A 26500-nucleotide genomic window follows, 5' to 3' on the forward strand; every position below is an offset into this window, starting at 1 on the left:
ATTTCTCCGATACGGCCTCTGAACTGCGACTTCGAAAAGTCGGGACGACAGGATTTGAACCTGCGACCCCTTGACCCCCAGTCAAGTGCGCTACCAAGCTGCGCCACGTCCCGATGTGCTTCTGATCTGGGGTTTCCCCCGTCCCGGCGGCACATGCAGAACATTACCCCACACCGAGGGGTGTCCATGCACCGGTTATCGGCGGGAGGGGGATGCGGCGAGGATGGACGGGTGAAGGCACGGGATCGGGACGATGAGGGGCGGGCGCGGAACGCCCGTCCCCGGGACGGGCTGGGGCGGCCGCTGCCGTACGGGGCCCACGGCGTGGAGCGGCAGCCCGAGGGAGTGGTGCGCCCGCCCGGGGAGACGGTGGCGCAGGCGCAAGCGCTGCTGGACGCCGGGATGCCCTTCCACGCGCACGAGGTGTTCGAGGACGCCTGGAAGTCGGGGCCCGGGGCCGAAGCGCCGCTGTGGCGGGCGCTGGCGCAGCTGGCGGTCGGGCTGACGCACTCCGCGCGCGGGAACGCGGTCGGCGGGGCCCGGCTGCTGCGCCGCGGAGCGGACGCGCTGGCGCCGGCCGGGCGGGAAACGGCCGGGGACCCGGCCGCAGCCGGGGCCGGGGTCGTGCCCGGGACCCCCTACGGGATGGACCTGCCCGGGTTGGCCCGCTGGGCCCGGGAGCTGGCGGGGCGGGTGGAGGCCGGAGCGGTCGTCGACGCCGCCGCCGAGGCGCCGCACCTCACGGGCGGCCCCGGCCCGGTCTGAGCCCGGAGCGAGTCCGGGCCGAGTCCGGGCCGAGTCCGGGCCGAGTCCGGCGGACGGGGCTACGCCGGCTGGAGCAGGTCCCAGCGGTTGCCGTAGAGGTCCTGGAAGACGGCGACCGAGCCGTACGTCTCGTGGCGCGGCTCCTCCAGGAAGCGGACGCCCTCCGCGGTCATCCGGGCGTGGTCGGCGGCGAAGTCGTCGGTGTAGAGGAAGAAGCCGACCCGGCCGCCCGTCTGGTCGCCGACGCGGGAGCGCTGGGCGTCGTCCTTGGCGCGGGCCAGCAGGAGGGCCGACTCCTTGGCGCCCGGCGGGCGCACCACGACCCAGCGGGAGCCGTCCGGGCGCGCGGTGTCCTCGGCGAGGTCGAAGCCGAGCGCGCGGGTGTAGAAGTCGATGGCCTCGTCGTAGTCGTGGACCACGAGGGCGGTGAGGGCGAGGTGGGAGGACATGCCCTCATTGTGCTCCGAGGAGGACCACTTCCAGGGTGCGGGGCCCGTGCACGCCCTCCACCCGGTCCAGCTCGATGTCGCTGGTGGCGGAGGGGCCCGAGATCCAGGTCAGGGCGCGGGTGGGGTCAAGCAGCGGCAGCGCGCGGGGAACCGAGTCGACCACCTGGTCGGGGACGCGGACCACGCAGATGTGGTGGTCCGGGATCAGGGTGATCCGGCGCCGTCCCTGCTCGGGCCCGCCATCGAGGACGATCGTGCCGGTCTCGGCGATCGCCAGGGCGCAGCCGGTCACCACGCTGTCGACCGCGTCCAGTTGGTACGGGGTGGAGCCCGCCCGGTCGTGGATCCGGGTCGGATCGGCGGCCGCCATCCAGTGCGGGGGCAGCCCGGGCGGTACCAGGACCGACTCGGAGCCCCGCTCGGCGAGGAGCCGCGTCAGCAGCATGGCGATGCCGTCCTCGCCGACCCGGTGCACCGTGGCCCGGTACTCCGCGAGGTTCGCCGCGAGCAGGTCGACGGTCTCGGCCGGCGTGCGGGCTCCGTGCACCGGGAGGTAGTCCCGGGGGATCGTGGTGTCCGGGCGCGGCTCGGGCAGGGCCCGGCGGATGCGGGCCAGGATCTGCTCCCTGGCGCTCATGGGCGTGCCTCCTTCTCGCGCGCCGCCCACCAGTCGCGGAACGAGCGCTCCGGGAGCTCCGGCAGCTCCCGGCTGTCCGTCCAGGCCCGCCCCGGGCCCGGCAGCCGGCGCGGTCGCAGCCGCCGGGCCCGGGCCAGCAGCCGCTCCCCGGCGCGCAGCGCGCCCGGGCGGTCGAGGAGGAGCCGGGCGGCCCGCATGGCGGCCCGTTCGGCGGTGTGGCCGTCGGCGGGGCGGAGGCGGACGCGGATCCCGTCGCGGGTCACCGGGCCGCCTTGGGCGATGCGTTCGCGCAGGTGGAGCAGGACCTCGGGGATGTCGATGGCGACCGGGCAGACCTCGTAGCAGGCCCCGCACAGGGTGGAGGCGTAGGGCAGGGTGGCGTCGATCTCGCTGCCGGTGCCCCGGAGCTGGGGGCTGAGGATGGCGCCGATCGGGCCGGGGTAGACGGAGCCGTAGGCGTGGCCGCCGGCGCGCTCGTACACCGGGCAGACGTTGAGGCAGGCCGAGCAGCGGATGCAGCGCAGGGCCTGACGGCCCACCTCGTCGGCGAGGGTGTCGGTGCGCCCGTTGTCGAGGAGGACGAGGTGGAAGGCGGAGGGGCCGTCGCCGTCGGCGCCTTTCGACGGCCCCAGCCCGGTCCACATGGTGGTGTACGGGTTCATCCGCTCGGCGGTCGAGGAGCGGGGCAGCGTCTGGAGGAAGATCTCCAGGTCGCGGAAGGTCGGGACCACCTTCTCGATGCCGACCACCGAGATCAGGGTCTCGGGCAGGGTCAGGCACATCCGGCCGTTGCCCTCGGACTCGAAGACGACCAGGGTGCCGGTCTCGGCCACCATGAAGTTGGCTCCGGACACGGCGACTTTGGCGCGCAGGAACTTCTCGCGCAGGTGCAGCCGGGCGGCCTCGGCGAGTTCGCGCGGGTCGTCTCCCAGCCCCTCGGGCGCGGGGCGCCCCCAGCCGCCCATCTCCGCGGCGAAGATCTCGCGGATCTCGCCGCGGTTGCGGTGGATGGCGGGGACCAGGATGTGGGAGGGCCGGTCGTGGCCGAGCTGGACGATGAGCTCGGCGAGGTCGGTCTCGTAGGCGGCGATCCCTGCCGCTTCCAGGGCCTCGTTCAGGCCGATCTCCTGGGTGGCCATGGACTTGACCTTGACCACTTCCGTCTCCCCGGTGGCGCGGACCAGGTCCGTCACGATGCGGTTGGCCTCCTCCGCGTCGGCCGCCCAGTGGACGGTGCCGCCCGCGGCGGTGACGGCGGCCTCCAGCTGGAGCAGGTACCGGTCCAGGTGCGCCAGCGTGTGGTCCTTGACGGCCTTGCCGGCCGCCCGCAGCCGGTCCCAGTCCTCCAGCTCGGCGACGGCCCGGGCCCGCTTGTCGCGGATGGTGTGCGTGGCGTGTCGGAGGTTGGCCCGCAGCACCTCGTCCCGTACGGCTTCGCGGGCCGCGTCGGGGAAGGCCGGCATGCCGAGGTACGTGCCCGTCATACGAGCGGCTCCTCTTCCGTCGCGGCCAGGATCTCGGCGAGGTGCAGGGCCCGCAGCGGGGCGCCCCGGCGCCGCAGGATGCCGTCGAGGTGGGCGAGGCAGGAGTTGTCGGCCCCGCAGAGCACCTCGGCGCCCGTGGAGAGCGCGCGGGCGGTCTTGTCGGCGCCCATGGCCGCCGATACGTCCGGGTTCTTGACGGCGAAGGTCCCGCCGAATCCGCAGCACTCCTCGGCGCCGGGCAGTTCGCGCAGTTCCAGACCGCGTACGGCCTCCAGCAGACGGCGGGGCCTGTCCCCGAGCCCGAGGCCCCGCAGGCCGTGGCAGGACGGGTGGTAGGTGACGGTGTGCGGGAAGTGGGCGCCGACGTCCGTCACGCCGAGGACGTCGACCAGGAACTCGGTGAGCTCGTACACGCGCGGTACGAGGTCCTCGGCCAGCGCGGCCAGCCCCGGTCCCCGGCCCTCGGCCTCGGCGGCGCGCCCGATCCGGGGGTAGTGGGCGCGGACCATGGCGGCGCAGGAGCCCGAGGGGGTGACCACGTACTCGTACCCCGCGAAGGCCTCGGCGGTACGCCGGACCAGTGGTTCCGCCTCGCGCCGGTAGCCGGTGTTGTACTGCGGCTGCCCGCAGCAGCTCTGCGCGGCGGGGAAGTCCACGGTGACCCCGAGCCGCTCCAGGATGCGGACCACGGCGATGCCCGTGCGCGGGTAGAGCGCGTCGTTGACGCAGGTGACGAACAGGGCGGCGCGCATGACGGGCAGAATAGCCCGGTGAAGAAGTTCTCAGTGATCGGCATAGGCGCGGGCGACCCGGACCACCTGACCCTCCAGGCGGTCAGGGCGATCGGCGCGGCGGACGCATTCCTCATCCTGGAGAAGGGCGAGGAGAAGGCGGATCTGACCGGGCTGCGGCGGGCGATGCTCGACGCGCACGCCCGCCCCGGACACCGGCTGGTGGAGGGCCGCGATCCCGACCGGGACCGGACGCCCTCCGACTACGCCCCTACGGTGGACGGCTGGCGCAGCGCGCGGGCCGAGCTCTTCGAGCGGTTCATCGCGGAGGACCTGGCGGAGGGCGAGACGGGCGCGTTCCTGGTGTGGGGCGACCCCTCGCTCTACGACTCCACGCTCGCGATCCTCGACGAGGTGCTGGAGAAGGGACGGGTCGCCTTCGAGCACGAGGTGGTGCCCGGCATCAGTAGCATCTCCTCGCTGCTGGCCCGCCACCGCACCACCCTCAACCGGGTGGGCCGCCCGGTCCAGATCACCACCGGGCGCCGGCTCGCGGAGGGCTGGCCGGACGGGGTGGACGACGTGGTGGTGATGCTGGACGCCCGGCACGCCTTCACCGCCCACCTCGACCAGGACCTGTACATCTACTGGGGTGCGTACGTCGGCACCCCCGACGAGATCCTGGTCTCGGGGAAGCTGGCGGAGGTCGCCGGCCGGATCGAGGAACTGCGCACCGAGGCCCGTGCCCGCAAGGGCTGGATCATGGACACGTACCTGCTCCGGCGCGACTGAGGCCCCGTCTCAGGTCAGGTAGGCGGGCAGCACCTCGGCGAGCCGTTCGTACTCCTCGGGCCGGTTGTAGATCTGGCCGCTCACCCGGATGCCGCCGCCGCCCGGCCAGGGCCAGATGAGCACCCGGATCCGCTGCTCGGCCGCGATCCGCTCGCGCAGTGCGGCGGCGGCCGCCGGGGTTTCGGCCACCCCCGGCGGCAGGCGCAGCGTGCGCAGGGCGAGGCCCTCGGTGTACGGGAGCGGGGCGATGCCCGGGATCTCGGCGAGCAGGGCCGCGCCGTGGGCGGCCAGCGCGCTGTTGTGGGCGCGCACCTTGGCCGCGTCGAGCTCCTCCAGCAGGTCGAGCCCCTCCGGGGCGGCGAGCCAGCCGGTGTAGTCGAAGGTGGCGCGGTTCTCCACGGAGCGCGGGTAGCCGTGGTGGTCCTCCCAGGAGGGCACCGGCGGCCGGACCCGGGCACGGTGCCGCGGGGCGACGGACAGGATCGCGGTGCCGGACGGGGCGTAGGCCCATTTGTGGAGGTTGCCGAACCAGAAGTCGGCGCCCCCGCCCAGCGGGTCCGGGATCATGCCGGGCGCGTGCGCGCCGTCCACGATGGTGGTGACGCCCCGCTCGGCGAGTTCGGCGAGCAGCCGGGGCGAGGCGATGAGCCGGGCGGTGGGCGAGCTGATGTGGTCGAGCACCGCGACCCGGGTCCGCGGCGTGACCCCGGCCAGCACGGCTTCCCGTACGGCGTCCTCGTCGGGGAGGTCGGTACCCAGCGCCACGGTGGTGAGCGGGGCGCGCCGGGCGGCGGCCGCGACGACGGTGCCGTAGCCGTGGTCGGTGACCAGGATCTCGTCGCCGGAGGCGAACTCCACGGCGTCGAGGGCCACGTTGGCGGCCTCGGTGGCGTTGGACACGAAGGCGAGCGCGTCCGGATCGGCGCCGAGCCGGGCGGCGATCCGGGTCCGGGCCCCGACGAGCCGGTCGGGGGCCCCGATGAAGAAGGCGTCGGGGTCCGCGTGCGCCTCGGCCCGCAGGGCGGCCTGTGCTTCCTGGACGGGGATCGGCACCGCTCCGAACGACCCGTGGTTCAGGTGGCTGATGGCCGGGTCGAGGCGGAACAGGTCCCGCCCGCAGGGGAATTCGGCGGGACGTATGGGCTCCTTGACGCCCAGGGCGGCGGGCTCGGTCCGCCCGGCGGGCTCGACTGACTCGACTGGCTCGGTCACAGGGGTCTCCGTGGGTGCGGCGCGGCTGTCGGCCCGATCATGCCCCGCCGGCGTCCGGAGCGACACCCCCGCTCTCGGCCACCGGGCCCGGCGCCGCGAAGGCGCGGTGGCAGTGGCGCAGCAGCTCCCGTACGGCGGGTCCGCGCGCATCGCGCCAGACCAGGCAGAGCAGGGCCGGGATCTCCACGTCGGCGAGGGGCAGGGCGGTGAGCCGGTCGCGGTAGTGCTCGGCCATCGAGGCGCTCAGGACGGCCACCCCGAGACCGCGCGCCGCGAGGTCGGCCATGGCGTCGGAGGCGCCCGCCTCCAGGGCGATGGCGGGGTGCAGCCCCCGGGCGGCGCAGGCCCGGTCGAGGACCGTACGGATCCCCGTGCCCCGGGGCATGCAGATGAGCGGGTGGCCGTCGAGGTCGCCGAGGGTGACCCGGTCCGCCCGGGTCAGGGGATGCCCGGGCGGCACCGCCGCGACCAGGCGCTCGCTGACGATGGTCAGCGCCTCGAGCCCGTCGGGGGTGGTGGCGGCGCTTCCGACGAGCGCGAGGTCCACGGCGCCGGTGCGCACCGCCTGCACCAGCGGCTCGGAGTTGTCCTCCAGCAGGGCGATCTCCACCCCGGGGTGGGCCCGGTGGAACGCGGCGAGTCCCTCGAAGAGCGGGGTGACGGTGCAGCCGACGACCATGCCGACGGTGAGGCGGCCGCGGATCAGGTCGGTCACCTCCCCCACCGCCTGGGCGAGGGACCCGGTGGCGGCCAGGGCGGCGCGGGCGTGGTCCAGGGCGGCCTTGCCCGCGACGGTGAGGGTGACGGTGCGGGCGGACCGGTCGAAGAGTTCGGCGCCCAGTTCCTCTTCGAGGCGGCGGATCTGTGCGCTGACCCCGGACTGGCTGATGTGGACGCGTTCGGCCGCGCGGGTGAAGTTCTGTTCCTCGGCCACCGCGACGAAGTATTCGAGCTGCCTCAGTTCCATGACTGGGGATTCTAGCTTCCATCAAAACCAGCTGTTGGACTTCTGATCCGGCGGACGTCAGGCTTGGAACACAGAGCACACACCCCGGTTCCAGCACAGGAGGCAGCGATGTCGGACTACGCGTCGTACGAGAAGGCCCTGCACCCCGAGGACATCACCCGCCTGTTCGTCGAACGGTCCAACGCCGGTGACGCTGCCGGGGTCGCCGCGCTCTACGAGGAGAACGCCGTGATGGCCTTCCCGCCCGGCGAGCTGACGGTGGGCCGGGAGGCCATCCGCGCCCTGTGGGAGCAGGTGCTGGTGAGCCGGCCGCAGTTCGAGCCGGAGCCCCCGCTGCCGACGCTGGTGAGCGACGGCATCGCCCTCACCTCCACCCCGCCGAGCGACGGCACCGGGGCACGTGCCCAGGTCGTACGCCGCCAGCCCGACGGCAGTTGGCTGCGGCTGCTGGACCAGCCGGAGTTCGCCTCGGCGCCCGGCGCAGCCGCGTAGGGCGGTGCGTCAGGCCGCCGGCGGGCGGACGGTCTGGCGGAGCGTGGGCCCCGCGCCCAGTTCCGCGAGCCAGGCGTCCAGGTCGGCCACGGCGGGCGGGTCCAGCAGGGCCGGGTCCACCGTGGTGCGGAGCTGGTGGGGAACCCCCGAGGCGAGCAGCAGCCGCAGGCTCCGCTCCGCAGAGGCGGCCGCGTGGCCGATGCCGGTGACCCGTTCGTAGCGGCCGGGCGGGGCCTTGACGTCGAAGCCGACCCAGTCCAGCAGGCCCGCGTCCAGCAGCCGGGCGAGGCGCCGGGGGAAGGCTCCACCGGTGTGGAGCCCGACCTCCAGGCCGAGCGCACGGGCCTCCCGTACGGCCCGGGGCAGGCCGCGCTGGAGGAGCGGTTCCCCGCCCGAGAACACGATCCCGTCGAGCAGCCCCGTCCGGCGGGCCAGGTGGCCGAGCACCTCGCCCCAGGAGACGGCGGCGGGGGTGCGGGCGGGCAGCAGGCCGGGGTTGTGGCAGTAGCCGCAGCGCCAGGGGCAGCCCTGGCAGAAGACGGTGCTGACCAGGCGGCCGGGCCAGTCGCAGGTGGAGAGCCGGGACCAGCCGCCGATGCGGATGACCTCGTCCGGCCGCGCGGCGGACGCGGCGGGCGCCGCGGGGCTCACACGGCCGCCTTGAAGTGGACGCGCTCGGCGTGTTCGCCCTTCTTGCCGATGTTGAAGGAGGACACCGGGCGGTGGTAGCCCATGACCCGGGTCCAGACCTCGCACACCGCCCCGCAGGTGGGGCAGTGGGGCTGCTCCCCCGCCAGGTAGCCGTGGTCGGCGCAGATGGAGAAGGTCGGGGTCACCGTCAGGTACGGGAGCCGGAAGGTCTCCAGCGAGCGCCGGACCAGCTTGCGGCAGGCCTCGGCCGTCGGGATCCGTTCGGGGGTGTACAGGTGCAGGACGGTGCCGCCCGTGTACTTGCCCTGCAGCTCGTCCTGGCGCTCCAGCGCCTCGAAGGGGTCGTCGGTCCAGCCGACGGGCAGCTGCGAGGAGTTGGTGTAGTACGGGTTGGCGTCGGTGCCGGCCTGGAGGATGCCGGGGAAGCGGGCCCGGTCCTCCTTCGCGAAGCGGTAGGTCGTCCCCTCGGCGGGGGTGGCCTCCAGGTTGTAGAGGTGTCCGGTGCTCTCCTGGAAGTCGACCATCCGGGCCCGGACCCGGTCCAGGAGGCGGACGGCGCGGGCGTGGCCCTCGGGCGCGGTGATGTCGTACGCGTCCCCGCTGAAGTTGCGCACCATCTCGTTGATCCCGTTGACCCCGATGGTGGAGAAGTGGTTGCGCAGGGTGCCCAAGTACCGCTTGGTGTAGGGGAAGAGGCCGCCGTCGATCAGGTCCTGGACGGTGATCCGCTTGAGTTCGAGGCTGTCCTTGGCGAGCTCGCACAGCCGGTCCACCTCGACCAGCAGGCCCGCCTCGTCGCCCGCGTAAAGGTGCCCGAGCCGGGCGCAGTTGAGGGTGACCACGCCGAGCGAGCCGGTCTGTTCGGCGCTGCCGAAGAGGCCGTTGCCGCGCTTGAGCAGCTCGGTCAGGTCGAGCTGGAGCCGGCAGCACATGGAGCGGATCATGTGCGGTTCGAGCTCGGAGTTGATGAAGTTCTGGAAGTACGGGAGCCCGTACTTGGCGGTCATCGTGAAGAGCCGCTCGGCGTTCTCGCTCTCCCAGGGGAAGTCCCGGGTGATGTTGTAGGTCGGGATGGGGAAGGTGAACACCCGCCCGGTGGCGTCCCCTTCCGTCATCACCTCGATGAACGCCCGGTTGATCATGTCCATCTCGGCCTGGAGCTCGCCGTAGGTGAAGCCGGTCTCCTCCCCCGCGACCACCGGGACCTGCCCGCGCAGGTCCTCGGGGCAGGTCCAGTCGAAGGTGAGGTTGGTGAAGGGGGTCTGGGTGCCCCAGCGCGAGGGCACGTTGAGGTTGTGCACCAGCTCCTGGACGCACTGCCTGACCTGGTCGTACGTCATCGCGTCGAGGCGGACGTAGGGCGCGAGGCAGGTGTCGAAGGAGGAGAAGGCCTGGGCGCCCGCCCATTCGTTCTGCAGGGTGCCGAGGAAGTTCACGATCTGGCCCACGGCCGAGGACAGGTGCCGGGGCGGGGCGGAGTCGATCTGTCCGGGGACCCCGTTGAAGCCCTCGGTCAGCAGGGTGCGCAGGGACCAGCCGGCGCAGTAGCCGGAGAGCATGTCCAGGTCGTGGATGTGGAGGTCGCCCTCGCGGTGCGCGCGGGCCACGGCGGCGGGATAGACCTGTTCCAGCCAGTAGTTCGCCGTGACCTTGCCGGCGGCGTTGAGGATGAGGCCGCCGAGCGAATAGCCCTGGTTGGCGTTGGCGTTCACCCGCCAGTCCCGGCGGTCCAGGTATTCGGTCACGGTCTCTACGGCGTCGACGACAGCAGTCACGGCAGCCCTCCCACGAGGCTCGGCACGGAAGAATGGCGGGCTTCGAAGCCCATGCCGGCAGGGGTCGGACTCGTCCGCCGTGGCGGACTCACCGTTGCGGGGCAGTCCCGGATTCCCACCGGGTTCCCTGTTGCCTCGGCCGGGGAGAGACCCCGCCGAACCGGCAGAGCCAACACTACATATAGATGTGATGGCAGATCGCCACCACTACATATGGGGTGACGAAGGTCCCGGAGTAAGGGACTTCGGGCCCTGCGGGCTCAGCTCCGGCCGCTGGTGACCGCGTAGTACTGGAGGTCCTGGACCTCCACCGTGCGGTCCACCCGGTAGGGCAGCTCCACCCGGGCCCCGGTCCTGCCGTCGCGCACCACGGCCGCCGAGCCCGTGCCCGTGCCCAGGGGCAGCAGCTCGGAGTGGACACCGGCCGGAGCGGCGTGCGCGTCCCCGGCCGCTCCCACGGCCGTACGGATGCTCGCGGGCGCGGTCAGGAAGCTCAGCACCTCCACCGTGTCCCGGGCCGCGGCGCTGCCGCCCCGCAGCGACATCACCAGGGACTGGCCGCCGCTCGGGTCGGCGGCGGCGAACTGGGTGCGCGAGCTCAGGTACAGCGTGTCGCGGACGATCTTCGGCCAGCCACCCGTCTTGAACCGGGTGAGGTAGTACGAGGAAAGGTCCAGGTAGGCATGGCCGTTGTGCAGGGAGGGCGCGAACTGGCTGCCCTCGCTGTAGTCGTTCCAGGTGGTGAGCTGGACCCAGTCGGCCCCGTCCTCGATGGCGCGGTTCCATGTGGCCCGCAGGGTCGCGGTGTTGCCGGCCTCGTCGTAGATGCCCTGGTTGGGCCGGGCGTCCTGGACCGATACGGGCTGCATCCAGATCTTGCCCGCGGCGTGGGCGCGCCGGACGTCGCGCGTGGAGCCCTCCTGACCGACGTAACTGCGGCTGCCCCACTCGGAGAATCCGTAGCTGATGGACTCGAACTCACCGCTGTGCGAGCCGAAGTCGAGGAAGAGCGGGACGAAGGCGGTGCGGATGCCGTGCCGGGACTTCAGGACGTCCATGACCCGGGTCCACCAGGCGGCGCTCTTCTCCTCGGCCTTGAACGGCGAGACGACCAGCCGGCCGTCGGGAAGCCGGTGGGCCGCCGGGGCCTTGCCGAGGTCCGCGAGCAGGTCGGCGAGCACGGCCGGGTCGTCGGTGCCCAGGGAGGTCATGTCCGGCATCAGCATGACCTTGAAGGACGGGTCCACCGAGCGGGCGGCCTCCATCAGGAGCGCGCAGCGCTCCCGGTTCTTCCCCGCCAGGGAGAGCAGGTCGAGGGTGAACCCGTCGAGGCCTGCGGCGCGGGCCGTACGAACCTCCTGCTGGAGGTTGGCGAGCTCCCAGTTCCCGGCCTTGGGCCGGACGGGCAGCGGCCGGTCGCGCAGCAGGCCCCCGTAGCGCTCGTGCTTGCCGTTCTCGCCGTCCGGCTTCAGGTAGTTGCGGGTGTAGTAGTCGGCGTCGGCGCTCGCGTTGTCGAGGGAGAGCGGGTACGGGGTGAAGTAGTGGGCGAAGACCAGCTTCTTGCCGGCGGCGCCGGAGCGCAGGGTGGCCGGCTGCGGCATGTCGAAGGGAAGCGGCCCGGACGGGCGGGCTCCGTCGCCCCCGCCGGACTCCGGGTCCTCGGGCTCCGGGGACGGCGCGGGCGGGCTCTGCGGGACGGTGGTGCCCGGGGCGCCGGTGACGGCGGGGCCGGTGGCCGTGGGCGCGGGGCCGTCGCCGGGGACCGCGGGCAGCGTGGCGCCCGGGACGGCTCCCGGACGGCCCTGCGCGCCGGCGACGGTGCGGGTGTCCCAGGCGAGGCCCGTCGCGGCGCAGACGCCCACGAGGAGGAAGGCGGTCAGGAAGAGGCTCATTACGGGCCTTCGGCTGCGGAAGCCCGGGCGGCTCCGGAAGCCCGCACGTCCGCGCACGCCCGTACGGCCCCGCACGCCCGCACGTCCGCGCACGCCCGCACGGCCCCGCAAGCCCGCACGGCGCCGGTGCGACGTGGGTCTCGCGCCCCGCCCTGCCCGACGCCGGTCCGCACTCATCCTGGCCCTCCCCAGAGCATTCCCGCGCCGCGCCCGGACATCGGGCCGCACCGGAGCAGTACAGCGGATTCCGGGCCCCCGGACAACCGTTGGCGGAAACGGCCGCGAACGACGGAGTGTCGCGCCTCTTCGCGCGGGGTGGACAAAGCGATGTGACCTGTACAACTACGGCGATCATCGGACGCCACGGTCCTTTCAGCGGAATAGGGAATTCCACTGGCCTTTCCTGAAAAGTGGCGCATAATCGTCTTCATGCGGCTTGAAACAACCCTCTTGCCGCAGGTCACGCATGCAGGGGGGCATCGTGTCGATGAGGGATTCCAGAGGAGCCGGCACTTTCCCGGCGACCTCCGCGGAGCTGTCCCGTCTATTCACCGCCGTGCGGCGGGGCAAGGTGCTGACCGTCACCGGTCGGTTCCGTGAGCCCCGGAGCCAATTGGTCCGGGAGATCGGGCAACGGCTCTCGTCCAATTTCTACGACGGAGTGGCCGTCGTGTCCATGGACCACCGGTTCGGGATCCGCGACCTGACCGCGGCGCTGGGCAGCCTGCCGGGCATGCCGTTCCTGCCGTGCGGGACGTCGAACGCGGCGTCGTGGCTGGCGGAGCGCGACATGCTGCTCGTACTCGACGGCTGCGAGCACCTCGCGTCCGAGACCCTGGACTGGCTGCGCGAGCTGCTCGCCGTGGCCCCCGGGCTGCGGATCCTGGCCGCCGGGCGCGACCCGCTGGCCTTCTCGCCGGATCAGGTGCACCGACTCTGAGCGGGTGCGGAAACGGGTCCGCCCCGGTCGGCGATTGCCGACCGGGGCGGACCCGTGGAAGCGATGGACCTCAGTCCCGATGAGTCTCGGTCCCGATGGATCTCGGTCCGATGAACCACGGTCCCGATGAACCACGGTCCCGATGAACCCCGGTCCCGATGAACCTCAGCCGAGGAGCGCGAGCGCCTCGTTCAGCGTCGCGGACGGCCGCATGATCGCCGAGGCCTTGGCGGCGTCGGGCTGGTAGTAGCCGCCGATCTCCGCCGGAGCGCCCTGCACGGCGATGAGCTCGCCGACGATCTTCTCCTCGGACTCGGCCAGCGTCTTGGCCAGCGGGTCGAAGGCGGCGGCCAGCTTCGGGTCATCGGTCTGGCGCGACAGCTCCTGCGCCCAGTACAGGGCGAGGTAGAAGTGGCTGCCGCGGTTGTCGATGCCGCCCAGCTTGCGGCTCGGCGACTTGTCCTCGTTGAGGAAGGTGCCGGTCGCCCGGTCCAGGGTGTCGGCCAGCACCTGGGCGCGGGCGTTGCCGGTGGTGGTGGCGAGGTGCTCGAAGGAGACGGCCAGCGCGAGGAACTCACCGAGGGAGTCCCAGCGCAGGTAGTTCTCCTTGACGAGCTGCTGGACGTGCTTCGGGGCGGAGCCGCCGGCGCCGGTCTCGAAGAGGCCGCCGCCGTTCATCAGCGGGACGACCGACAGCATCTTGGCGCTGGTGCCCAGCTCCAGGATGGGGAACAGGTCGGTCAGGTAGTCGCGCAGCACGTTGCCGGTCACCGAGATGGTGTCCTCGCCGCGGCGGATCCGCTCCAGGGAGTAGGCGGTGGCCTCGACCGGGGACAGGATCTTGATGGTCAGACCGTGGGTGTCGTGGTCCGCGAGGTACGTCTTGACCTTGGCGATCAGCTGCGCGTCGTGCGCGCGGCCCTCGTCGAGCCAGAAGACGGCCGGGACGCCGGTGGCGCGGGCGCGGGTGACGGCGAGCTTGACCCAGTCCTGGATCGGCGCGTCCTTGGTCTGGCAGGCGCGGAAGATGTCGCCGGCGGCGACCTCCTGCTCCAGGACCGTGGCACCCGAGGCATTGACGAGGCGGACGGTGCCCGCCGCGGCCAGCTCGAAGGTCTTGTCGTGGCTGCCGTACTCCTCGGCCTTCTGGGCCATGAGGCCGACGTTCGGCACCGAGCCCATCGTGGACGGGTCGTACGCGCCGTGTGCGCGGCAGTCGTCGATGACGACCTGGTAGACACCGGCGTAGCTGCTGTCCGGGAGGACGGCGAGGGTGTCGGCCTCGGCGCCGTCCGGGCCCCACATGTGGCCGGAGGTGCGGATCATGGCCGGCATCGAGGCGTCGACGATGACGTCCGACGGGACGTGCAGGTTGGTGATGCCCTTGTCGGAGTCCACCATCGCGAGGGCAGGGCCCTCGGCGATCTCGGCGTCGAAGGAGGCCTTGATCGCGGCGGCGTCGGGCAGCGCGCCCAGGCCGTTCAGGATGGTGCCGAGACCGTCGTTCGGGGAGAGGCCGGCGGCCGCCAGGGTCTCGCCGTAGCGGGCGAAGGTCTTCGGGAAGAAGGCGCGGACCACGTGGCCGAAGATGATCGGGTCGGAGACCTTCATCATCGTGGCCTTGAGGTGCACGGAGAACAGGACGCCCTCGGCCTTGGCGCGCTCGATCTGGTCGTTGAGGAAGGTGCGCAGCGCGTCGACGTGCAGGACGGACGCGTCCACGACCTCGCCGGCGAGGACCGGTACGGACTCGCGCAGGACGGTGACGGCGCCGTCGGCGTCGACGAACTCGATGCGCAGCGTGTCGGCCTCGGCGATCACGGCGGACTTCTCGGTGGAGCGGAAGTCGTTCTCGCCCATGGTGGCGACGTTCGTCTTCGACTCGGAGACCCAGGCACCCATGCGGTGCGGGTGCGCCTTGGCGTAGTTCTTGACCGAGGCCGGGGCGCGGCGGTCGGAGTTGCCCTCGCGCAGGACCGGGTTGACGGCGCTGCCCTTGATCTTGTCGTAGCGGGCGCGGTTCTCGCGCTCCTCGTCGCTCTTCGGGTCGTCCGGGTAGTCCGGAAGCGCGTAGCCCTGGCCCTGGAGCTCGGCTACCGCGGCCTTGAGCTGCGGGATCGATGCCGAGACGTTGGGCAGCTTGATGATGTTGGCCTCGGGCGTCTTCGCCAGCTCGCCGAGCTCGGCGAGGGCGTCCGCGATCCGCTGTCCCTCTTCCAGGTACTCGGGGAAGCTGGCGATGATCCGGCCTGCCAGGGAGATGTCACGGGTCTCGACATTCACACCGGCCGTCGACGCGTACGCCTGGATCACAGGCAGGAACGAATACGTCGCGAGGGCCGGGGCCTCGTCAGTGTGCGTGTAGATGATGGTCGAGTCAGTCACCGGATGCTCCGCTCCACAGTCTGCGTCTCTCGTCTGCAACATTGCTCGACATCAAGATATCTCGTGATCGGGCCGGTCTGGACAGCCCCCTGCTCAAGGTCGGACGAGACGCGCGTCACGCGGGGCGCCGGGGACGCCCCGAACGCCGAAAACGCCGCCACCGGCTGTTTCCAGCCAGGGGCGGCGCTCGGGCGCTACGGATTCACGGACCCGCTCAGGCGTGGACGGCCTTGGGGCTCGGGCCGTACTGGTTCGGGCCGGGGGTCCCCTCGGTGGCCATCAGGACGATGGCCCAGATCCAGCCGACGAAGGGGATGATGCCGACCAGGATCCACCAACCGGACTTGTCCTGGTCGTGGAGCCGGCGCACGCCCACCCCGAGCGTGGGGAGGAAGAGGCCGAGCACGACGAGCAGGTAGAACAGCGGGTAGGTGCCGGCGGCGAAGTCGATGATCATGGCGACGACCACCAGCGCCACGTAGAAGAGGACGTACATCCAGTATTCCTGGCGCCGGGCCCGGCCGTTGAAGTCGACGTAGCGCTTGACGACATCGGTGAAGTAGTGCATGGGTCCCCCCTGAGGACGACGTTCCGGCCCACCCGGACGGAGCAAGCCGGGGCAGAACTTATGCCCCGCTTACGTCGCGGTCAAGCCACTTGGCAAGGGACCAAAAAGGTTACTTTTCGCCGCTCGGCCGCTCAAACACACTGGTACCGGGCGCAACTTGAGACCCCCTGCCCCCACGCGCTCACCGCCCGTGACGAAATGACCTGACGGAAGTCTTACGGCGGGGCGTGGGAGCCCCCCGCGCACCCCGGCTGTCCGTAACGTCCCGGTCATGCGCGTACTCGTCACCGGCGGATCCGGGTTCATCGGCTCCCACATCGTTACCACTCTGCGCCTTCACGGCCACGACCCGCTCGTCCTGGACCTCGTCCCCCCGCCGGACGGCGGCGAGTTCGTGCGGGCCGACGTCCGCGAACCCGAGGCGGTACGCCGGGCCCTGCGCGGGGTGGACTCCGTCTGCCACCAGGCCGCGATGGTCGGCCTCGGCAAGGACTTCGCGGACGCCCCGGCGTACGTCTCCCACAACGACCTCGGCACGGCGGTGCTGCTCGCCGCCATGGCGGACGGCGGGGTACGGGACCTGGTCCTCGCCGGCTCGATGGTGGTCTACGGGGAGGGCCGCTACGAGTGCCCCCGCCACGGGGTGGTCCGCCCGGGCCCGCGCCGCGCCGCCGACCTGGCCGCGGGCCGCTTCGAACCGCACTGCCCCACCTGCGACTCGGAGCTGGCGCCGGGGCTGGTGGCCGAGGACGCCCCGACGGATCCGCGCAACGTGTACGCGACCACGAAGCTGGCCCAGGAACACCTGGCGGCTTCCTGGGCCCGGTGCGTGGACGGCCGGGCGGTGTCGCTGCGCTACCACAACGTGTACGGCCCGGGGATGCCGCGCGACACCCCGTACGCGGGCGTGGCCTCCTTCTTCCGCTCCTCGCTGGCGCGGGGAGAGGCCCCGCAGGTGTACGAGGACGGCGGCCAGCGGCGGGACTTCGTCCACGTGACGGACGTCGCGGAGGCCAACGCCCTGGCCCTGGAGGCCTCGACACCGCCCGGCGTGTGCACCGCGTACAACGCCGGCAGCGGAACCCCGCACACCGTCGGTGAGATGGCCACCGCCCTGGCCGCGGCCCACGGCGGCCCCGCGCCCGTCGTCACCGGCGCTTTCCGCCTCGGCGACGTCCGCCACATCACGGCCGACTCCCACCGCCTGCGTGCCGATTTGGGCTGGCGGCCCGAGGTCGACTTCGCGAAGGGCATGACGGACTTCGCGCACGCTTGACGCCGGCCACATCCAGCCCCGCCGGCGTGTGGGGCGCGGGGGCACGGGGCCGGCCCCCAGAAGCGGCGCCGCACCCCGCCACGGCGGCCACCACCCTCCGGCCCCGCCGGAGTGTGAGGCGCAGGGGTACGGCGGCCGGCCCCGACAACGGCGCCGCCTCCCGCCACGGCGGGAGGCGCTGGGGTCCGGGGGCGGCGCCCCTGACCCCGGCCGGGGTCAGGCCGGCAGCGGCAGGGTCACCTCGAACCGGCACCCTCCGGGAACGTTCCGTACCGCCGCCCGCCCCGCGTGGGCCTCCACGATGCCCCGTACGATCGCCAGCCCCAGCCCCGCCCCCGCCGGAGGCGCCGGCACCGACGCCACCCCCTCCGGCGCCAACCCCGCCGGAGGCGTCCGCGCCTGCGTGCCCCGCCAGCCCGTGTCGAAGACCCTCGGCAGGTCCTCCGCCGGGATGCCGCCGCAGCCGTCCGTCACGGACACCACCACCGCGTCCCCGGCCGCCCGAACGGACGCCGCGATCGCCACCGTGCCGTCCACCGGTGTGTGCCGGATCGCGTTGATCAGCAGGTTAGCCAGGACCCGGGTCATCTCCTTGCCGTCCACCTCCACCGGCACCCGGTCCACCGCTCCGCCGTCGAGCCGCACGCCGCGCTCCCGCGCCAGCGGATGCACCCCGGACAGCGCGTCGCCGACCAGGTCGTACACGGACATCCGGCTCGGGCTCAGCGCCAGCGCCCCCGCGTGGATCCGGGACAGTTCGAAGAGGTCGCCGACCATGGAGTTCAGCCGGTCCACCTCGGTGCGGATCTGCCGGTGGTAGCGCGCCGGATCCTCCGCCATGCCGTCCTCCAGCGCCTCGGACATCGCCCGCAGCCCCGCCAGCGGGGTCCGCAGATCGTGCGAGATCCAGGCCACCAGCTCCCGCCGCGAGGTCTCCAGCGCCCGCTCCCGTTCCCGGGACACCGCCAGCTTCTCGCTCGTCGCCGCCAGCTCCCGCGACAGGGAGTCCAGTTCAGCCGTCGCGAGGCCCGGCGGGGCCGCGAAGCTGCCGCCGTCACCGAAGTCCCGTGCGGCCAGCGACAGGTCCCGGCTGCGGGCCACCACCCATCGCCCCAGCACCAGCGCCACGGCCAGCGAGACCACCGCCGCCATGGCCACGACCAGGGTGACGACCCCGAGGTCGTGCCGGGAGAGGAACATCGCCTGGGCCACGGCCAGCGTCCCGGCCAGCATCGCGGTGACCGTCACCGCGGCGATCACCGTCAGGGACACCGCCACCGACCGGTGCCGCACCAGCCTCAGCACGAGCGCCCCGAGCGCCCCCGCGCACACGGCCCCGCCGAACGCGAACAGCGCGATGAGCAGAATGTCCTTCATGCCGCGGCCCCCTCGTCCGGCTCGCCCGGTTCGAAGCGGTAGCCGACGCCCCACACCGTCTGGATCAGCTTCGGCCTCCCGGGGTCCTCTTCGACCTTGGCGCGCAGGCGGCGTACGTGCACCGTCACCGTCGACAGGTCGCCGAAGTCCCAGCCCCACACCTCGCGCATCAGATCCTCCCGCCCGTGCGCCTGCCCGGGATGCCGCAGGAAGTGCGCCAGCAGGTCGAATTCCCTTACGGTCAGGGCCAGTTCGCGGCCGCCCTTCGCCGCCCGGTGGGTGGCCGGATCGAGGGTGATCCCGGCGCCCGTGAGCCGGTCCCCTCCCCCGCCGGCCGCGGAGACGTCTTCGGCCCCGGCGGCCGCCGCGCGGCGCAGCACGGAGGCGACCCGCAGGACCAGTTCGCGCGGGCTGAAGGGTTTCGTGACGTAGTCGTCCGCGCCCAGTTCCAGTCCCGCGATCCGGTCGTCCTCGTCGCCCCGCGCGGTCAGCATGATCACGGGCACCGGGCCGGCCGCGCGGAGCCTGCGGCACACCTCCAGCCCGTCCAGACCCGGCAGCATGAGGTCCAGTACGACCAGGTCCGGCCGGATCAGCGCGGCGTGGGCGAGCGCCGCCCGACCGTCGGCGACGCTCTCCACCGCGTAGCCCGCGCGCCTCAGGTAGCCGGTGACGACCTCCGCCACCGTGGGGTCGTCGTCGACGACCAGGATCCGGGCGGGCGCCGGCTCCGTACCGCCACCGCTGCCACTCCTGCCGCCGCTGCCGCTGCCGTTCACGCCGTCACCGCTCATACCGTCCAGCCTCCCACCCACGGGCGCCCTCCCGGACCCCGGATCGCGTCCGTGGGGGCGACGTCCGCGTTTCGTAAGGAGTGCACGGCCCTTTTGCGGCGCCGCGGTTCCTACGGTGAATCCGTGAGCGAAACCGTGACGGTAGACGTCGTACTTCCCTGTCTGAACGAGGCCGAGGCCCTGCCCTGGGTGCTCGCGCGCATCCCGGACGGCTGGCGGGCCCTGGTCGTGGACAACGGTTCCACCGACGGCTCCGCCGAGCTCGCGCGGAGCCTCGGCGCGACCGTGGTCACCGAGTCCCGGCGCGGTTTCGGCGCCGCCTGCCACGCCGGACTGCTCGCCTCCGAGGCGGACGTCGTCTGCTTCTGCGACTGCGACGCCTCGATGGACCCCGGGCTGCTGACCGGCTTCGTGGCGGCCGTCGCCGCGGGCGAGGCCGATCTGGTGCTCGGCCGGCGCCGTCCGCGGGGTCGCGGCGCCTGGCCCGCGCACGCCCGGGCCGGGAACCTGGCGCTGGCCCGGCTGCTGCGCCGGCGGACCGGCCTGCGGCTGCGCGATCTGGGCCCGATGCGGGCCGCGCGACGGGAGGGCCTGCTCGGACTGGACCTGTCGGACCGGCGCTCCGGCTACCCGCTGCAGATGGTGGTCCGGGCCGCGGACGCGGGATGGCGGGTCCGGGAGGTGGACGTGCCGTACCTGCCGCGTTCGGGGAAGTCGAAGGTGACGGGCACCTGGCGGGGCACCTGGCAGGCGGTGCGCGACATGAGCCGGGTCCTGGCGCAGCCGGCCGACGGCCCTGCCGACGGCAGCCCGGCCGGTGGCCGGACCGGCGCCGGCGCGTCCTCGGGCGGTGCCCGATGAGCACGGACACCACCCTGCTGGTGATCGCGAAGGAGCCGGCCCCGGGGCGGGTCAAGACCCGGCTCACCCCGCCGTTCACCCCGGCCGAGGCGGCCGCGCTGGCCGAGGCCTCCCTCGCCGACACGCTCGCCGCCGTCGCCGCGACCCCCGCGCGGCGCCGGGTCTTGGTCCTGGAAGGCCGGCCGGGCCCGTGGCTGCCGGCCGGCTTCGAGGTGGTCCCGCAGTGCGCCGGGAGCCTGGACCTGCGGCTCGCCGCCGCTTTCGGGGCCTGCGACGGGCCCGCGCTGCTGATCGGCATGGACACCCCGCAGGTCACGCCGGAGCTGCTGGACGTCGACTGGTCGTCGTACGAGGCCTGGTTCGGGCCCGCCGTCGACGGCGGGTTCTGGGCGCTCGGACTGGCCGTCCCGGACCCCTCGCTGCTGCGCGGGGTACCGATGTCGGTCCCCGAGACGGGCGCGGTCCAGTACGAACGGCTGCGCGCGGCCGGGCTGCGCACCGAACGGCTGCCCGTCCTGCGCGACGTCGACACCGCCGGGGACGCCCGCCTGGTCGCCGCCGAGGCCCCGGCGGGGGCCTTCGCCGCGCGGCTGGCGGACTTCACCCGCCACCTCACCCGGCCGGTCCTGCGATGACCACGCTCACCTCGGGCGGCGCCCGGGCCGGGGGTCCGGTCACCGCCTGGTCGGCCGATCCGTACACGGTGGCCCTGCGCAGCGGCCGCGGACCGCTCTACCTGCGGCGGGGCGACGGGTGGCTGCTGCCGCTGGACGTGGAGCGCTGGTGCGAGGCTCCGGACGGCCCCGACCGGACGGTGCTGGACCGCTGCCGGGGCGCCGTCCTGGACATCGGCTGCGGCCCCGGCCGGCTGGTCTCCGCGCTCGCCGGACGCGGGCACCGGGCCCTGGGCATCGACGTCAGCCCGGAGGCGGTGGCCCGGACCGCCCGCACGGGCGGCGCCGCCCTGCACCGGTCGGTCTTCGACACCCTTCCGGGCGAAGGCCGTTGGGACACGGCGCTGCTCATCGACGGGAACATCGGCATCGGCGGGGACCCCACCGCGCTGCTGCTCCGCGCGGCCGAGGTGCTCGCGGAGACGGGCTCGCTGATCGTGGAGTGCGCGCGGGCGGAGGACGGGGCCGACGTCGACGAACGCTGCGAGGTCCGGGTGGCCGACGGCCGAGGCGGCCTCGGCGCCCCGTTCCCCTGGGCCCGCGTCGGCCGGGCGGCCCTGGCCCGGTACGCGGCGGCCGCGGACTGGGCACCGTCCGCCCACTGGACGACGGCGGGCCGGTCCTTCACCGTCCTGAACCGGCGGGCCGGTCCTTCACCGTGCTGACCTCGGCGCGGGCGAAGGCCACACGCCGAACCACTGCTCCGCTCCGAACTCCTCGAACCGCTCCACCTCGGTGAACCCCAGCTTCGCCGCGAGGCGCATCGCGCGGTCGTTGGCGGTCTGCGTGCACAGCACGACCGGCTCACCGGGCATCGCGCCGGCGGCCCAGCCGAGCGCCGCGGCGCAGGCCTCGGCGGCGTACCCGTGCCCCCAGGCCCCGGGGAGGAACATGTAGCCGAGTTCGGCCTCTCCGGCATCCGGCAGGAGGTGCCCCGGGCGCTCGGCGCCGCGCCGGTCGAGCGACACCGTGCCGATCATCGCTCCGTCGAGATCGATCACGAAGAGGCCGGGGCGCCGCCCGGGCACCTCGGGCACGGCACGTTCGAGTTCGTCGCGCGCCACAGGACCGCCGAGGTAGGTGCGCACCTCCGGCGAGGCGAACAGTTCGATGAACGCCGTCCGGTCCCGGGCCTCGGACTCGCGGAGCACGAGCCGTTCGGTCCGTATCGGGACGGGCGGCCAGGCCACGGGTCCGAGTTCGGTCATGTCGGGCAACCTATCGAACGCCCGTGGCCCGTCGCCCCGTCAGCGCAGTCCTCCGTACGCGGCCATCACGATCTCCATGCCGCGGTCGTCCTGCCGGTGCTCCCGGTCGATCATCCGGTTCATGACGTAGGCCACGGTCATCCGGGCGTCGGGGTCGCTCACGACCAGCGAGCCTCCCCAGCCGCCCCAGCCGAAGGTGTTGCCGAACTTCCCGAAGCCCGTCGTCCAGGACATCGGCGTCCCCAGCACGCGGTCCGGGCCGCCGAACACCTCCTGCCACGCGGGCTCGCACCCCCGGGGCGACAGCAGGCGCACGCCGGCGGCGGTGCCCCGGTTCGACAGCGCCGACTGGACCAGGGCGACGGAACGGGCGTTGCCGTACCCGTTCACCGCGGGGAGCCGCGCACGGCGCCAGGCCGGCGTGTTGACGTCCCTGACCCGGACGGCGACGCCGGTGTCCTCCCGGCGTGCGCCGTCCGGTCCGGGCGGCGCGGTGGCCGCGTACGCGTCGGTGAGCGACGGCGGCGGGATCAGTGGTGCGACGCGGTGGTCGTGCTCCGCGGGGAGCCCGATGTGGAAGTCCGCGCCCAGCGGGCCGGCGACCTCCCGCGCGAAGAACTCGCCGATGCCGAGCCCGGTGACGCGGCGGACGATCTCGCCGACGAGGAACCCGAAGGTGAGCGCGTGGTAGCCGGCGGCCGTTCCCGGTTCCCACGCGGGGGCCCGCGCGGCCAGCCCCGCCGTCACGCCCTCCCAGTCGTACAGCTCCTCGACCGTGTTCAGCCCGGGAAGGTCCGGCAGCCCCGCGGTGTGCGAGAGCACGTGCCGTACGAGCACGCCCTCCTTGCCCGCCGCGGCGAACTCGGGCCAGTGGGCGGCGACCGGCGCCGACAGGTCGAGGAGGCCCCGGTCGGCCAGGATCAGCGCGCACAGGGCCGTCATGTTCTTGGTCGTCGAGTTCACGCAGGTGAGGGTGGAGCCCTCCCATGCGACGGAGCGGTCCGCGTCGGCGTACCCGCCCCAGAGGTCGACCACCGGCTCGCCGTCGACGTAGACCGCAGCCGAGGCACCCACGTCGTCCTTGTCGAGCAGCCCCGCGAGTGCCTCGTGGACCGCCCCGAACCGCGGCTCGCAATATCCCTTAATGTCGTTCATGGGCATAAGCCTCGGGCGGCGCCGGGGTCTGCCGCCCGATACTTCCCGCACCGGATCTGTCGGGCGGGCACGACACCACGGGGCGGGCACGGAAGGGCGGGCGGCGTGCTGGAGCGGCTGAACCTGGCGTTGGAGCACCTGGAGTCCCGCCTCGACCAGGAGATCGACATGGCCGAGGTGGCCCGGATCGCCGCGGTGTCGGAGTACCACTTCCGGCGGCTGTTCTCGGCGCTCGCCGGGATGCCGCTCCCGGTCTACGTGCGGCGCCGGCGGATGACCCTCGCCGGGGCCGAGGTGCTCGCCGGGGAGCTGACGCTGCTCGATGTCGCGGTGCGGTACGGGTACGGGTCGGGCGAGGCGTTCGCCCGGGCGTTCCGGTCGGTGCACGGCATCGGGCCGGGCGAGGCCCGGCGCACGGGCGCGGTGCTCACGGCGCAGCCCCGCATGTCCTTCCGTGTCGTCGTCGAGGGAAGCACTGCCATGCGGTACCGGATCGTGGAGAAGGGCCCGTTCCGGGTCCTCGGCCGCAAGGCCCGGGTCCCCCTCGTGCACGACGGACCCAACGCCGCCGCCACGGCCCACGTGGAGAGCCTGGACGAGCGGACGGTCCGGCGGATGAAGGAGCTGCCCAGCCTGGAGCCGGAAGGGGTCCTGTCGGCGGTGGTGCACCTGACCGACAGCCGGGACGAGGGCGCCGAGGTGGACTACTGGGTCGGCGTGGTGACCGGTCCGGGGACGCCCGCCGCAGAACCCGACGCACTCGACGCCACGGACACGCTCGACACCCTCGATGCCCTCGACGTACCGGCCGGGACCTGGGCCGTCTTCGACAACCGCGGGCCCTATCCGAGCTCCCTCCAGGAGCTGTGGCGCGACGTGTTCACCCAGTGGTTCCCCTCGAACCCGTACACGAGCCGCCCAGGGCCGGAGTTGCTCCTGACGCGGCCGGTGGCGATCGGCGCGGAGACCGGCTCCCAGCTGTGGATCCCGGTCGAGCGGGGCGGCGTCTGACGACGCGCCGGCCGCCGTCACCCGCCCGCCCGACACCTTACGAAACGCGGACGCCGGGCCGGGTCGACCGTCCGGCGGCGCCCCGCGCTGCCAGGCTGGCCGTATGGACCACCCCCGCGCCCGGACCCTCCTCACCGTGCTGCTGCTCGCCGCGCTGACCGCCGTTCTCGTGCCCGCCGTCCGCGAGGAGGGCTATTTCGCCGACCCCGCGCGGCTCACCTGGTGGTACGCGGCCGCCTGGACGCTGTTCGGCGCGGCCGCCTGGACGCTGCGGCGGGTCCCGGAGCGGTACGTGGTCCCCCTCGTGCTGGCGGGCGCGCTGGCCGTCTGCGCCGCGGGGCTCTCCGGGCCGCCGCTGACCAGCACCGATTCCTTCCGCTACGCCTGGGACGGGCGGGTGCAGGCCGCCGGGATCTCCCCGTACGACCACGCCCCCGCCGATCCGGAGCTGCGCGCCCTGCGCGACGACTGGCTGTTCCCGCGCGGCGCGGCCGCCTGCTCCGGGCCCGACCGGGTGACCGTCGAGCCGGGGGTGTGCACCCGCATCAACCGGCCCGGCGTCCACACCGTCTACCCGCCCGTCGCGGAGGGGTACTTCGGGCTGGTGCACGCCCTGTCCCCACCGGGCGTGCGGCACAAGGCCCTGCAGACCGGTGGGGCCCTGCTGGCGCTCGCCGTGACCGGGGCGCTGCTGCTGATCCAGCGCCGCCGGGGCGCGCGGCTGCGTACCGCCGCGTACTGGGCCTGGTGTCCGGCGGTGGCCGTGGAGGCGGTGAACAACGCGCACGTGGACGTGCTCGCGGTCCTGCTGTCGGTGGCGGCGCTGGGGGTGGTGGTGCGCCGACGCGCCCTCGGCGGCGCCCTGTTCGGGCTGGCGATCGCGGCGAAGCTGCTGCCGGCCGTACTGCTGCCGGGCGCGCTGGCCGGCGTACGGCGGTGGCGGGACGCGGCGGCGCTGCTGCTGCCCGCGGCCGCGGTCGTGGGCCTGACCTACCTGCCGTACGTGCTGCTCTCGCGCGGGTCGGTCTTCGGCTACCTGGGCGGTTACGCCGAGGAGGAGGGGTACGAGGACCCGGGCGCGGGCGGGCGCTACGCGCTGCTGCGCCTCGTGCTCCCGGACTCCTGGTCGGTGCCCGCGGTCGCGGTCGGGATGCTGGCGGTGTCGGCGTACGTCTGGCGGCGCGGGGATCCCGAACGGCCTTGGAGCGCGGCGCTGTTGGTGACGGGCACGGCGTTCCTGCTGATGACCCCGGGGTACTCCTGGTACGCGCTGCTGCTGATCGCGCTGGTGGCGCTGGACGGCCGCGCGGAGTGGCTGGGGGTGGCGGTCGCGGGGGCGGCGGCGTACGTCTCGGTGCGCGCGCTGGGCGGGGCGACGATCCCGGTGGCGTACGGGCTGGCGGGCGCGGCCGTGCTGGTGGGGTGGGCGCTGCGGCGGCGGGCGGCGGCCCGGGGAGGGAGGGGAGTTCGCCCCGGACCGCCGCCTCACGCTCCGCGAGGCGGTCAGCCGATGTGGAACGGGTCCCCGTAGACCTTCCAGTCCAGGGGGGTGTTGAGGTTGAGGTTGCCCTTCTTGAGCCACACCCGCTGGGCCGTGTCGACGCGGCTGGTGTCGCTGTGCGCCTCCTCCTGCTTCATCGCCCAGACCCGGGCGTCGAGGAAGGCGTTCAGCCAGGTGGTCTCGTTGCCGCCCTGGGCCGGGGGCTTGGCCTTGGTGAGGGCGCGCTTGCGGATGTTGCGGAAGCTGGTGGAGTCGGTGCCGTCGCCGTGCATGACGATGGCGTCGTAGTAGGTGAACTGCCCGAGGACGCCGACTCCGTCGGCCTTGCCCTGGTTCACGGCCGGGTTGAAGTAGACCCGGTCGCGCTCGTGGTCCTGGGCCTTCTTGAAGTCGGAATCGGAGGCCGCCTTCACCCAGTCCTTGGTGAAGTTGGGGTCGAGCCCGGAGTGCGAGTCGCTGCCGTCGACCTTCCGCAGGGCGGGGAGGTACTTGGCGAGCACGTTGCCCGGCTTGATCTGCGTGTAGTACTCGACGAGTTCGAGCATGTCGTGGGTGCCGGAACAGAATCCGATGATGCCCGCCGTGTAGCCGCGGCCGTCGTCTATGTCCTCGATGTACTTGTACTGCGCCTTCCAGTTCAGCGAGGAGTTCTCGGCGCTGGAGACGATCTGCATGGCGATGTCCTTCTTCACCGGGTCGTCGAGTCCGACGGCGGCGGGCAACACCTTCGCGGAAACCGGTGCCGCGGTGGGGGCGGCGGCAGTGGCGGTCGCGTGGGCGGTGACGGGCACGGCGAGAAGGGCGGCGCCGAGCACGGTACTTACGGCCAGTCGCTTGCGGTGGGGGGTGAACACAGTGCCTCCATAAGGGAGTTGTTGCTCTGGCGACTTCGTTAGGAAACTT

The 26500-nt window shown here is 73.2% G+C and carries 26 protein-coding genes, 1 tRNA gene and 1 riboswitch; of the genes, 10 read left to right on the forward strand and 17 right to left on the reverse strand.

Translation table 11 applies throughout. The features are described 5' to 3' along the window. Positions 1–39 precede the first annotated feature (39 nt). Positions 40–113 (reverse strand) — tRNA-Pro (locus tag ACFYYB_RS03625). Between the two features lie 118 nt (positions 114–231). Between ACFYYB_RS03625 and ACFYYB_RS03630 the strand changes: the two genes are divergently transcribed. Beyond that, a complete protein-coding gene (locus ACFYYB_RS03630; RefSeq protein ID WP_389433001.1) occupies positions 232–765 on the forward strand; it encodes a DUF309 domain-containing protein in 534 nt (177 codons plus the stop codon). A 59-nt stretch (positions 766–824) separates the two neighbouring features. Here ACFYYB_RS03630 and ACFYYB_RS03635 read toward each other — a convergent pair whose 3' ends face one another. From ACFYYB_RS03635 to ACFYYB_RS03650, 4 genes are read right to left on the reverse strand one after another with little or no spacing between them, the layout of a single operon-like run. Beyond that, entirely contained in the window at positions 825–1214 is a 390-nt protein-coding gene (locus ACFYYB_RS03635) for a VOC family protein (RefSeq protein WP_389433002.1), read from the reverse strand. Between the two features lie 4 nt (positions 1215–1218). Then, positions 1219–1851 carry a lactate utilization protein C gene (locus ACFYYB_RS03640; protein ID WP_389433003.1) on the reverse strand — a complete coding sequence of 211 codons (633 nt, stop codon included), beginning with the start codon at positions 1849–1851 and terminating at the stop codon, positions 1219–1221. Next, entirely contained in the window at positions 1848–3335 is a 1488-nt protein-coding gene (locus tag ACFYYB_RS03645) for a lactate utilization protein B (protein WP_389433004.1), read from the reverse strand. Before ACFYYB_RS03645 ends, ACFYYB_RS03640 begins: the two co-directional genes overlap by 4 nt. After that, positions 3332–4087 (reverse strand): (Fe-S)-binding protein, encoded by a 756-nt coding sequence (locus ACFYYB_RS03650; protein WP_389433005.1) that lies wholly within the window; start codon positions 4085–4087, stop codon positions 3332–3334. The genes ACFYYB_RS03645 and ACFYYB_RS03650 overlap by 4 nt, the downstream gene beginning before the upstream one ends. An 18-nt stretch (positions 4088–4105) precedes the next feature. Between ACFYYB_RS03650 and cobF the strand changes: the two genes are divergently transcribed. Next, the gene (gene cobF, locus ACFYYB_RS03655) at positions 4106–4858 is read left to right on the forward strand and encodes a precorrin-6A synthase (deacetylating) (protein WP_389433006.1); all 753 of its coding nucleotides are present in this window, start codon (positions 4106–4108) and stop codon (positions 4856–4858) included. 9 nt (positions 4859–4867) lie between these two features. On the opposite strand, the gene ACFYYB_RS03660 is transcribed toward cobF, so the two are convergent. After that, a complete protein-coding gene (locus ACFYYB_RS03660) occupies positions 4868–6070 on the reverse strand; it encodes an aminotransferase class V-fold PLP-dependent enzyme (protein ID WP_389433007.1) in 1203 nt (400 codons plus the stop codon). Between the two features lie 37 nt (positions 6071–6107). Beyond that, entirely contained in the window at positions 6108–7037 is a 930-nt protein-coding gene (locus tag ACFYYB_RS03665) for a LysR family transcriptional regulator (protein WP_389433008.1), read from the reverse strand. A 108-nt stretch (positions 7038–7145) separates the two neighbouring features. Here ACFYYB_RS03665 and ACFYYB_RS03670 point away from each other — a divergent pair, with 108 nt between their 5' ends. Further along, positions 7146–7529, forward strand: a complete 384-nt coding sequence (locus ACFYYB_RS03670) for a YybH family protein (RefSeq protein ID WP_389433009.1) — start codon at positions 7146–7148, stop codon at positions 7527–7529. Positions 7530–7538: 9 nt separating this feature from the next. Here ACFYYB_RS03670 and ACFYYB_RS03675 read toward each other — a convergent pair whose 3' ends face one another. The 3 genes from ACFYYB_RS03675 to ACFYYB_RS03685 all read right to left on the reverse strand — a co-directional run bounded on the left by ACFYYB_RS03675 (position 7539) and on the right by ACFYYB_RS03685 (position 11847). Continuing rightward, positions 7539–8180, reverse strand: a complete 642-nt coding sequence (locus ACFYYB_RS03675) for an anaerobic ribonucleoside-triphosphate reductase activating protein (RefSeq protein ID WP_389433010.1) — start codon at positions 8178–8180, stop codon at positions 7539–7541. Continuing rightward, positions 8177–9955 carry a ribonucleoside triphosphate reductase gene (locus tag ACFYYB_RS03680; protein ID WP_389433011.1) on the reverse strand — a complete coding sequence of 593 codons (1779 nt, stop codon included), beginning with the start codon at positions 9953–9955 and terminating at the stop codon, positions 8177–8179. Before ACFYYB_RS03680 ends, ACFYYB_RS03675 begins: the two co-directional genes overlap by 4 nt. Before the next feature lie 38 nt (positions 9956–9993). Next, a riboswitch (cobalamin riboswitch) is annotated at positions 9994–10135 on the reverse strand. 80 nt (positions 10136–10215) lie between these two features. Continuing rightward, positions 10216–11847: a glycoside hydrolase family 71 protein gene (locus ACFYYB_RS03685; protein ID WP_389433012.1), complete on the reverse strand. Its 1632-nt coding sequence runs from the start codon at positions 11845–11847 to the stop codon at positions 10216–10218. Between the two features lie 487 nt (positions 11848–12334). Here ACFYYB_RS03685 and ACFYYB_RS03690 point away from each other — a divergent pair, with 487 nt between their 5' ends. Next, positions 12335–12787 (forward strand): hypothetical protein, encoded by a 453-nt coding sequence (locus ACFYYB_RS03690; protein ID WP_389433013.1) that lies wholly within the window; start codon positions 12335–12337, stop codon positions 12785–12787. A gap of 165 nt (positions 12788–12952) precedes the next feature. On the opposite strand, the gene ACFYYB_RS03695 is transcribed toward ACFYYB_RS03690, so the two are convergent. Then, entirely contained in the window at positions 12953–15172 is a 2220-nt protein-coding gene (locus tag ACFYYB_RS03695) for an NADP-dependent isocitrate dehydrogenase (protein WP_389433014.1), read from the reverse strand. Between the two features lie 214 nt (positions 15173–15386). After that, on the reverse strand, positions 15387–15740 hold the full coding sequence (locus ACFYYB_RS03700) for a DUF805 domain-containing protein (RefSeq protein ID WP_389433015.1): 354 nt from the start codon (positions 15738–15740) through the stop codon (positions 15387–15389). 271 nt (positions 15741–16011) lie between these two features. Between ACFYYB_RS03700 and ACFYYB_RS03705 the strand changes: the two genes are divergently transcribed. Then, positions 16012–17016 (forward strand): NAD-dependent epimerase/dehydratase family protein, encoded by a 1005-nt coding sequence (locus ACFYYB_RS03705; protein WP_389433016.1) that lies wholly within the window; start codon positions 16012–16014, stop codon positions 17014–17016. Between the two features lie 216 nt (positions 17017–17232). On the opposite strand, the gene ACFYYB_RS03710 is transcribed toward ACFYYB_RS03705, so the two are convergent. Both ACFYYB_RS03710 and ACFYYB_RS03715 read right to left on the reverse strand, forming a co-directional pair. Next, the gene (locus tag ACFYYB_RS03710) at positions 17233–18393 is read right to left on the reverse strand and encodes a sensor histidine kinase (RefSeq protein WP_389433017.1); all 1161 of its coding nucleotides are present in this window, start codon (positions 18391–18393) and stop codon (positions 17233–17235) included. Continuing rightward, complete coding sequence (locus ACFYYB_RS03715) at positions 18390–19187, reverse strand: response regulator (RefSeq protein WP_389433018.1); 798 nt, start codon at positions 19185–19187, stop codon at positions 18390–18392. The genes ACFYYB_RS03710 and ACFYYB_RS03715 overlap by 4 nt, the downstream gene beginning before the upstream one ends. A gap of 123 nt (positions 19188–19310) precedes the next feature. Between ACFYYB_RS03715 and ACFYYB_RS03720 the strand changes: the two genes are divergently transcribed. The 3 genes from ACFYYB_RS03720 to ACFYYB_RS03730 are packed head-to-tail and all read left to right on the forward strand — an operon-like array spanning position 19311 to position 21387. Continuing rightward, positions 19311–20048: a glycosyltransferase family 2 protein gene (locus ACFYYB_RS03720; RefSeq protein WP_389433019.1), complete on the forward strand. Its 738-nt coding sequence runs from the start codon at positions 19311–19313 to the stop codon at positions 20046–20048. Beyond that, entirely contained in the window at positions 20045–20683 is a 639-nt protein-coding gene (locus tag ACFYYB_RS03725; RefSeq protein WP_389433020.1) for a DUF2064 domain-containing protein, read from the forward strand. Before ACFYYB_RS03720 ends, ACFYYB_RS03725 begins: the two co-directional genes overlap by 4 nt. After that, positions 20680–21387: a class I SAM-dependent methyltransferase gene (locus ACFYYB_RS03730; RefSeq protein WP_389433021.1), complete on the forward strand. Its 708-nt coding sequence runs from the start codon at positions 20680–20682 to the stop codon at positions 21385–21387. The genes ACFYYB_RS03725 and ACFYYB_RS03730 overlap by 4 nt, the downstream gene beginning before the upstream one ends. On the opposite strand, the gene ACFYYB_RS03735 is transcribed toward ACFYYB_RS03730, so the two are convergent. Then, positions 21376–21930: a GNAT family N-acetyltransferase gene (locus ACFYYB_RS03735; RefSeq protein ID WP_389433022.1), complete on the reverse strand. Its 555-nt coding sequence runs from the start codon at positions 21928–21930 to the stop codon at positions 21376–21378. The two genes, ACFYYB_RS03730 and ACFYYB_RS03735, sit on opposite strands and share 12 nt — an antisense overlap. Positions 21931–21969: 39 nt before the next feature. After that, the gene (locus ACFYYB_RS03740; RefSeq protein WP_389433023.1) at positions 21970–23085 is read right to left on the reverse strand and encodes a serine hydrolase domain-containing protein; all 1116 of its coding nucleotides are present in this window, start codon (positions 23083–23085) and stop codon (positions 21970–21972) included. Between the two features lie 105 nt (positions 23086–23190). Between ACFYYB_RS03740 and ACFYYB_RS03745 the strand changes: the two genes are divergently transcribed. Beyond that, a complete protein-coding gene (locus ACFYYB_RS03745; RefSeq protein ID WP_389433024.1) occupies positions 23191–24096 on the forward strand; it encodes a helix-turn-helix domain-containing protein in 906 nt (301 codons plus the stop codon). Between the two features lie 103 nt (positions 24097–24199). Then, a complete protein-coding gene (locus ACFYYB_RS03750) occupies positions 24200–25627 on the forward strand; it encodes a glycosyltransferase family 87 protein (protein ID WP_389433025.1) in 1428 nt (475 codons plus the stop codon). Here the strand turns inward: ACFYYB_RS03750 and ACFYYB_RS03755 are convergent. After that, on the reverse strand, positions 25600–26451 hold the full coding sequence (locus ACFYYB_RS03755) for a chitosanase (protein ID WP_389433026.1): 852 nt from the start codon (positions 26449–26451) through the stop codon (positions 25600–25602). The two genes, ACFYYB_RS03750 and ACFYYB_RS03755, sit on opposite strands and share 28 nt — an antisense overlap. Between the last annotated feature and the right edge of the window lie 49 nt (positions 26452–26500).

The organism is Streptomyces sp. NPDC002886 (assembly GCF_042888445.1).
In the GTDB taxonomy this organism is placed as follows: Bacteria; Actinomycetota; Actinomycetes; order Streptomycetales; family Streptomycetaceae; genus Streptomyces.

What these genes read in the sequence shown, in the direction of transcription:
- ACFYYB_RS03635 (WP_389433002.1), bottom strand. Translation starts at nt 1,214, where the DNA reads ATGTCCTCCCACCTCGCCCTCACCGCCCTCGTGGTCCACGACTACGAC.
- ACFYYB_RS03640 (WP_389433003.1), bottom strand. Translation starts at nt 1,851, where the DNA reads ATGAGCGCCAGGGAGCAGATCCTGGCCCGCATCCGCCGGGCCCTGCCC.
- ACFYYB_RS03645 (WP_389433004.1), bottom strand. Translation starts at nt 3,335, where the DNA reads ATGACGGGCACGTACCTCGGCATGCCGGCCTTCCCCGACGCGGCCCGC.
- ACFYYB_RS03650 (WP_389433005.1), bottom strand. Translation starts at nt 4,087, where the DNA reads ATGCGCGCCGCCCTGTTCGTCACCTGCGTCAACGACGCGCTCTACCCG.
- ACFYYB_RS03665 (WP_389433008.1), bottom strand. Translation starts at nt 7,037, where the DNA reads ATGGAACTGAGGCAGCTCGAATACTTCGTCGCGGTGGCCGAGGAACAG.
- ACFYYB_RS03670 (WP_389433009.1), top strand. Translation starts at nt 7,146, where the DNA reads ATGTCGGACTACGCGTCGTACGAGAAGGCCCTGCACCCCGAGGACATC.
- ACFYYB_RS03685 (WP_389433012.1), bottom strand. Translation starts at nt 11,847, where the DNA reads ATGAGCCTCTTCCTGACCGCCTTCCTCCTCGTGGGCGTCTGCGCCGCG.
- ACFYYB_RS03690 (WP_389433013.1), top strand. Translation starts at nt 12,335, where the DNA reads ATGAGGGATTCCAGAGGAGCCGGCACTTTCCCGGCGACCTCCGCGGAG.
- ACFYYB_RS03700 (WP_389433015.1), bottom strand. Translation starts at nt 15,740, where the DNA reads ATGCACTACTTCACCGATGTCGTCAAGCGCTACGTCGACTTCAACGGC.
- ACFYYB_RS03705 (WP_389433016.1), top strand. Translation starts at nt 16,012, where the DNA reads ATGCGCGTACTCGTCACCGGCGGATCCGGGTTCATCGGCTCCCACATC.
- ACFYYB_RS03710 (WP_389433017.1), bottom strand. Translation starts at nt 18,393, where the DNA reads ATGAAGGACATTCTGCTCATCGCGCTGTTCGCGTTCGGCGGGGCCGTG.
- ACFYYB_RS03715 (WP_389433018.1), bottom strand. Translation starts at nt 19,187, where the DNA reads ATGAGCGGTGACGGCGTGAACGGCAGCGGCAGCGGCGGCAGGAGTGGC.
- ACFYYB_RS03725 (WP_389433020.1), top strand. Translation starts at nt 20,045, where the DNA reads ATGAGCACGGACACCACCCTGCTGGTGATCGCGAAGGAGCCGGCCCCG.
- ACFYYB_RS03730 (WP_389433021.1), top strand. Translation starts at nt 20,680, where the DNA reads ATGACCACGCTCACCTCGGGCGGCGCCCGGGCCGGGGGTCCGGTCACC.
- ACFYYB_RS03735 (WP_389433022.1), bottom strand. Translation starts at nt 21,930, where the DNA reads ATGACCGAACTCGGACCCGTGGCCTGGCCGCCCGTCCCGATACGGACC.
- ACFYYB_RS03740 (WP_389433023.1), bottom strand. Translation starts at nt 23,085, where the DNA reads ATGAACGACATTAAGGGATATTGCGAGCCGCGGTTCGGGGCGGTCCAC.
- ACFYYB_RS03750 (WP_389433025.1), top strand. Translation starts at nt 24,200, where the DNA reads ATGGACCACCCCCGCGCCCGGACCCTCCTCACCGTGCTGCTGCTCGCC.